The sequence below is a fragment of the Paraburkholderia phymatum genome (assembly GCF_038900715.1).
Taxonomy (GTDB): domain Bacteria; phylum Pseudomonadota; class Gammaproteobacteria; order Burkholderiales; family Burkholderiaceae; genus Paraburkholderia; species Paraburkholderia phymatum_A.
The window spans coordinates 21,209-28,278 of the sequence record NZ_JAYMRZ010000046.1 but is presented as its reverse complement, the minus strand read 5'-3'; the positions used below and the strand labels follow the sequence as shown (position 1 = coordinate 28,278).

Below are 7,070 nucleotides of genomic sequence, written 5' to 3'. Positions count from 1 at the left end.
GGGGCACTGCGGCTCGCAGGCCGAGCAGCCGGTGCACGTCGACGCAATGATCTTCAGGGCCATGCGACACTCCTTGCAATGATGATCGGTGTACGCCCGGTGAGACAGGCATGACTATCCTGCCTGCTGCCTAGGCGGCGGCAGGCGCGCTTCGACGGTGCAGCCAAGCGCGTTATCTGTACGACGCCGCTACAGGCAGTCGAGGGCAGCATGCTGTCGCTCACGCTATCCATCCATAGATGGCTCGTAGCAACCGACGGCGGTTGCGCAGTAGGCAGGAGCGAGATCCGTGCCACTCGCGCGCGGTGGCCTATGGCGCAAGTGCAGCGAACTCTTAGTTCATCTTGTCTCGCTACGCCGACATTCAAACCCGACAACTGGAGCCAGGCCTGTCGCTGTTACGACAAAACGAGATGACTGCCCGGCACAGAGAACTTGGCTTCAGGTTCATCGAGCGTGACGCATCCCGCGCGCTGCGCCGCGCGATGAAACAACCCGGCACGCCCGGCGTGCAGACGGCAGTCCGCGACGCTAGGCGGTGGAATCACTCGGCGGTAACGGTGAAGTTCTTGGACGCGAAACTCAGGCCGCCCGGCGATGACGTGATCTCGAAGCCATACTGGAGTTCGCCGATCATAACGTCGTCGAAATAGTTAAGTGACTTCAGGTACTTCATGATCGCGAGTACATCGATCGTCGTGTCGTTGGTCTTAGTTGTGCGCACGAACGAATAAACCGGGTTGCTACCGTTGCTGCCCACGTAGACGTTCCAAGTCCCACCGGCTAGCGAGACGTTGCTGTGCAGCGGTATCGCGCAGCCAGCGGACGTCCAGTTATAGGAGATCGGCTTGACATTACCGCAACCCTCCGAGGTTCCGGTGTAGTTCAGCCAGACCATAATCTCGTGCGCATTGTTGCTAGCCCATATATCGAGGGTCGATTCCCATGCACCGCCGGAAGGCGTAGTAGCCGATACCGCCGCGGTCAGCGTGTTCAGCGAACTGATGGTCTTGTTGATCAAGTAACCGATGTGCGGATAGGATTTGATGCCGCCGGTGTTGGGCTGATCTGAAGTTACGCCCCAGTCGAGGTTCGTGTTGGCCCAGATGCTCTGCGCACCCGCTTCCACATTGCGGCAGGGAGACCAGACGTCGTTGTTGAGGGTGTAGCTGCCGTAGATCCACGAGGCGAATAGATTGGTCGAGAAGCAGGACGAGGTTTCGGGGGAAGATGCAGACCAAGTCGCGGCCTGCGCGCTGCTGACGCCAAGCATCAGTGTGGCGGTGGCGGCGTAGCTTGCTAGGATCGAGATTCGGGGCATGGTATTGCTGCCTCCTGTCAAGTGGATGGATCTGTCGGAATCAGTGGGGGCGAGCGGCTTAAGCAGCAATCCAATCCAAATAGAAACACTGCGTGGGAGAAAGTTTTCGTGACGCTGTTGTCCACATCTCCCCCGCGACCATGTGAGCCACTGAATGCAATCGAGCAGGACGCAAGCACAGCAGACATTCCTGAATTCAAACATCGCCGCTGACGCCGCGCGATCGAGCAGCGCATCCTGTTCGCACGAACTTGACTTCCTGCGCAGCCGTATCGATTTCTGTTGCAGGTCCATTGGAATAAGGCGGCGGCACGGCAGCATTTTGAAAAATAAATCGCCCAGAATGGCGAGCTCGGAACGAATGGTATGCCCGGCCTTGCCGACTGTGTGATACTGATCCTTCCTTTGGCTCTTGGTTCTGGTATAGATCTCACTGACGCACCAACCCCGGCCGAAAGTGCGTTGGTGATAAAACGCTTCTCCCGCAACGGCAGCAACTTACTGTAAGCGCCCAACGATGCACGGTTAACCGATCCACTGAGACGCCTCGCCCCCATCAATTCTTCGAAGTTTCGCTGGCACCCAGCGCACGCACGCCAGGATCACATCAAGCGGGGCGGGACACGCCCGCCCAGTGCATCTTCGTCGAGTTTTCAGCTATACATCCTTCTGTGTTCGACAATCTGATTCTCAGCGTAAACCTTTGCAGCGCTCAATCCCAGCCTCAACTCTGCCGTACACCGGTGCCAGCACTAGCCTTGCACCAGCGGCTACGATCAAACGGAAACATAACGTAGTCAATCACGGTGAGCGGTTCAGACTGGTCTCGAAGACCAACTTCCGGCCACTCATCCCTTTTCGGCCAGTACGCTGTACGAAAAATCGTGTCCCAGATAGTCGTGAAGAACCCGTAGTTTCGGCGTCGGTGATGCAGTTCCAACGAGTGGTGAATACGGTGGAATTTATTGTCGCCGATGACGTATCGAAGCGGACCAAGATTGATGCGGGTGCTAGAGTGCGAAAGATGCGCCTGAAAGGCAATCAGTGTCATCGCAACAGCGGGCACCACGCCAGATTCAAAGTGAATCAGCGTGAGTGGTAGTGCCACAAACACTGCATAAATAAGCGGTTCGGAAACGTGATGATTGCAATTCCACGCTGTCAGCTCGCGAATCGAGTGATGAGTAGCGTGCATGCGCCACATGAATGGAATCGCATGCTGAGCTCGATGCATCCAGTAGTAAAAAAAGTCGCCGGCGATCGCCACCATGACTCCAGAAAGGACGGCCAAGCCCACGTTAATGATTGCGTTGTCTGAGTGAATCAATGTCGCGAAATTGACCGTTAGGAGCGGCTCGACGCCTAACCATTCCAAACCGACGGCGTAGCCGTGCCAGACTACGGCACCGAGCCCAATGCGAATGATCCAATTCCGCACGCCGCGAACGTAAGACGCAAAACTGTATCGATAAGCCGGAAAGATCAACTCAAGCACGACGCAGAATGAAGCGAAGATCGCAACGAGCCTAAACGATTTCACAAAAAACTCGGCCATCTGATTAACATCGAGAATATGCATCTGTTTCGCTCCGAGAAAATCGACCGAACGTGCCGCCTCGGTCGGCGCAATTCTTGCGTCGACACAGCCGACTTTCTTCACCGAGGATCACCGGCACAACGGTTATTGATCTTCAGCGCGGCCTGGTAAGTCCGGTTCGGCGTCGAGATCCGCACCCGGTAAGGCCATACAAATTTTATCTTCACGCCGCATTCATACAGTCACCGTGAATTACCGTGCCGTCAGAACGGTGCGTGACCTACTATGCGGCATTTCCAAAAATTCCGAAAATCGATTGTTTGGATAGGAACCATTTGATCTTTAAATGGTTAACGCTACTCCATGACGGAGTATGCTACTGACTTTCAATGGGTTTGACCAACCGTGGATGGCGTAAACACACACGTCTAGACATCCTAATTATTGATTACAGTGTGATAGCGACGCAGCCATTCCACAGGCGACATATAGCGATGCGCCATCTACGCGCCCGACGCCTTTCCGCGTGCATCTGTCGTCTAATCCAGCGAAAAATGTCGCCGATTCAAGGGAAAGCAAGCGCGAAAGGCATACCTGCGCGCACCCGTCGCAAAACCCGCAACTTCGCGCTCGCGCCTACATGTTGGCCGATGGATGTTCTCCTCGCGGCGTCCATACGTGCGACTGCTCCGAGGAAGATTTTCATCACGTGGGCTCGTTCTGGAAGGGCTGCTTTCGTCTTCCGGATAGCTCCGCAGTCTGAATCGGCGCCAATCCTGCGCGGCACCGGGGTTTGCTCGCAACATCAGTCGGTGTGAGTGCCTAGCGATTTTGAGGCACCGATTGCCAGCTAGCGTGTCGTAATGCAAAGCGTCAAAGAAGCTCCAATAGCCTGGTACGAGTATCAATATTATTTGTTTGATATGGGTCCGGTGCTTTTGATATGGTCACATTCACCGTGACTTCAATGAATGGAATTTTTTGGCGGCATGCTGTATAGCCTTCGACTACGGAATAGATCAGTATCCGATCTTTGCGAACGAAGGCCGCTGCAGCATTCACATCAACCATCGTTCCCTAGGCGGATGCATTGTCACAACGGAGACAATCCATGAAGAACCGTGTCGAATTTTCACAAAGTTCATCGCCGACTGTTGACCTGCTGTATGACTACGCTCCCTTCCTCCAACTTTCAGAGTCTGAAGGAGGAATTGGCTACTTTCCGCCCGGTATCCCCACTCCCCGAGTTGCCATCGTTGGAGCCGGTATCAGCGGCCTTGTGGCTGCCACAGAACTATTGCGAGCAGGTGTAAGCGACATTACATTATTTGAGGCTCGCGATCGCATTGGAGGAAGAATTTGGTCCCAAACATTTGATCCAAAGCATCCACATCTTATTGCTGAAATGGGCGCAATGCGATTTCCTCCTAGTGCGACCGGCCTTTTTCACTATCTAAACAAACATAACATCTGCACGACAGCGTCTTTCCCTGACCCAGGAGTGGTCGATACCGCACTGCATTATCGCGGCGCTCGTCATGTTTGGCCTGCGGGAGACCCTCCACCGCCATTATTCAGGCGCGTTCATGCAGGCTGGACAGCCTTATTACGTCACGGGTGTGTGCTAAACGGCGTCTCTCTCGTAGCGCCAACAAAAATTACGGCCATGTTGAGGTCACATCAACTCGAAGAAGCACGTACAGCATGGCAGGCCTGGCTCGACGCATTTCGGGACAGTTCGTTTTATTCCGCCATTGTGACGATTTTCACTGGGCCGAATCCACCCGGCAGCGTCCCATGGAAGAGACCTGACGACTTCGAGCTGTTCGGCTCTTTAGGGATAGGTTCCGGCGGCTTTCTGCCTGTCTATCAAGCGGGATTCACTGAGATCCTGCGTCTCGTCATTAACGGCTATCTCGATGATCAGCGCCTGATCTCGAGCGGAACTGCCACATTGGTTGAACGGCTGGCCGAACAGGAGATCGGAGGAAGCACTGTTAGCGAACGGGTTCGCTTTAGCAACGTGGGGCGTATCTACAAAGAGGATGGGAAGATAAAACTCTTAACGGATAGAGATGGGATAGTGGCCGTCGACCGCGTAATCGTTACCAGCAACAACAGAGCAATGCAAATCGCTCACTGTCTGACAGACGACGAAACGTTTCTAAGCCGCGACGTATCCCGAGCCGTGAGGGAAACACATCTCACAGGGTCGTCAAAACTGTTTATGCTGACCCGCGAGAAATTCTGGATGACAAACGGGCTGCCAGTCGCCATCCAGTCGGATGGTTTCGCCCGGGGCGTATATTGTCTCGATTACGAACCTGATAACTCAGATGGGCCGGGCGTGGTTTTACTCAGTTACACGTGGGAAGACGACGCCCACAAGCTGCTCAGCGTCGCCGACAAAAAGCAGCGGTGTGATCGCTTTGTTGAGGAACTTGCAACATTCCATCCAGAACTTGCGCGCCACTTGGTTCCGGCCGGCGATGATTATGATACTAGTGTCCTTCACCACGACTGGCTGACCGACCCGCACTCCTCCGGAGCGTTTAAGCTCAACTATCCCGGCGAGGATGTCTATTCACAACGACTCTTCTTTCAGTACAAGACCGCAAATGATCCCTCAAGGGATACCGGCCTCTATCTGGCTGGATGTGGCTGTTCTTTCACCGGAGGATGGATTGAGGGAGCTGTGCAGACGGCTGTGAACAGTGCATGCGCCGTGATACGCAGCACAGGAGGGAAGCTTCTGCCGGGTAACCCGCTTGACGAAGTACGCATCGCTTACCGTTACTGATACCGCACGTTCCCAGGCATTTGAGGCCCTATGCATTTTGAAAACACACTGCAATCACTCTGCGATCGCATACGGACTGGTGCACTGTCAGCAACTGAAATACGGGAGCGCATACTTGGCGCGGATGTACGTGCGGCAACGCTCAACTGCTTCATTCGTACATGCGACGCAGAGACGTACTTTGCTAGAGCAAACGACGCTTTAAAAGGTGCACCACTATTTGGCATTCCTTTTTCATTAAAGGATAATATTTGTGTTAAAGGTCTCCCTGTCACTGCGGGAACACCGGGAATGGAAGATTGTATTGCCAAGCACGATGCTTCTATCGTCAGGAAGCTGAAATCGCTCGGCGCTGTCGTCGCCGGCAAGAACAATATGCATGAACTTAGCTTTGGCATCACATCGGTCAACCCTCAATGGGGGACTGTGGTGAATCCAGCAGCTCCCGAGCATCTGGCCGGAGGCAGCAGTGGCGGTTGCGCTGCGGCTGTGGCAGCCGGCATCGTTCCCATCGCAATCGGGACGGACACCGGTGGCTCGGTAAGGATACCGGCCGCCTTCTGTGGCATTACCGGCTTTAGGCCCACAAGCGGTCGGTGGTCTTCAGCCGGCATCATCCCCGTTTCTCGAACCAAGGATTCCCCGGGCCTGCTGACGAAGACAGCAAAAGATGCGCAGTTTCTATATGAGTTGCTGTCCCCGGAAGATCGGCTTCCGACAAAAATGAAAAGTACCCGACGCCGAATCGGCCTTCCGGCGTCGATGTGGACGGAACTGGACGATGATGTCCGAAAGTACTGCGGGCACGCCGTCAGACGACTGACTCGTGCAGGTTTCCAGTGCATCGATCTGGATGATTCGGCTGTTGCCGGGCTAAACAAGGTCGGAACGTTTACCGTTCCGATTTATGAATTTTTCACGGACTTCCCGCGGGCATTGCTTTCGCTGGGGTGGGCAAACAGGATAAATACCGTGTTCGATAACATTCGTGACACTGATGTCCGCGATATCATTCACACCAATCTGGCCGGAAAGCTTATCTCCTCCCGAGACTATTCATCAGCTATCCAGAGTATAGCCGCCTTACGCATGGAAATGAATACGTTGTTTAACAACTGGGACATTGATTTTCTCGCTTACCCAACCGTTCCGCGTTCCGTACCGCGTCTGATCGATGCCGGGCGGCCTGGACTATTTGCGGACGTGATTCGCAACACTGATTTGGCGAGCAACGCCGCGATGCCTTCCATCACCCTTCCTGTCGCGCCCAATAAGTCACTGCCGGTCGGATTGAGTCTGGACGCTGCGCGAGGTCAAGATCGCCGCCTTCTGGCCGCGGCAACATGTATTGAAGAAATTCTGATTTCGTAAAAGTGGGCTACCGTATAGCATCGCTCAGAGCAACAGCGCCA

General features: G+C 54.4%; 4 protein-coding genes. 2 read left to right on the top strand and 2 right to left on the bottom strand.

The features are described 5' to 3' along the window. Positions 1 to 544: 544 nt before the first annotated feature. Both VSR68_RS41410 and VSR68_RS41405 read right to left on the bottom strand, forming a co-directional pair. Entirely contained in the window at positions 545 to 1,321 is a 777-nt protein-coding gene (locus VSR68_RS41410) for a GH12 family glycosyl hydrolase domain-containing protein (RefSeq protein ID WP_342937632.1), read from the bottom strand. Positions 1,322 to 2,045: 724 nt separating this feature from the next. Then, positions 2,046 to 2,900 carry a sterol desaturase family protein gene (locus tag VSR68_RS41405; RefSeq protein WP_342937646.1) on the bottom strand — a complete coding sequence of 285 codons (855 nt, stop codon included), beginning with the start codon at positions 2,898 to 2,900 and terminating at the stop codon, positions 2,046 to 2,048. Between the two features lie 1,069 nt (positions 2,901 to 3,969). Between VSR68_RS41405 and VSR68_RS41400 the strand changes: the two genes are divergently transcribed. Together VSR68_RS41400 and VSR68_RS41395 are read left to right on the top strand one after the other, a co-directional pair. Next, on the top strand, positions 3,970 to 5,658 hold the full coding sequence (locus VSR68_RS41400) for an NAD(P)/FAD-dependent oxidoreductase (protein WP_342945197.1): 1,689 nt from the start codon (positions 3,970 to 3,972) through the stop codon (positions 5,656 to 5,658). A 30-nt stretch (positions 5,659 to 5,688) separates the two neighbouring features. Continuing rightward, a complete protein-coding gene (locus VSR68_RS41395; protein ID WP_342945196.1) occupies positions 5,689 to 7,029 on the top strand; it encodes an amidase family protein in 1,341 nt (446 codons plus the stop codon). Positions 7,030 to 7,070 lie beyond the last annotated feature (41 nt).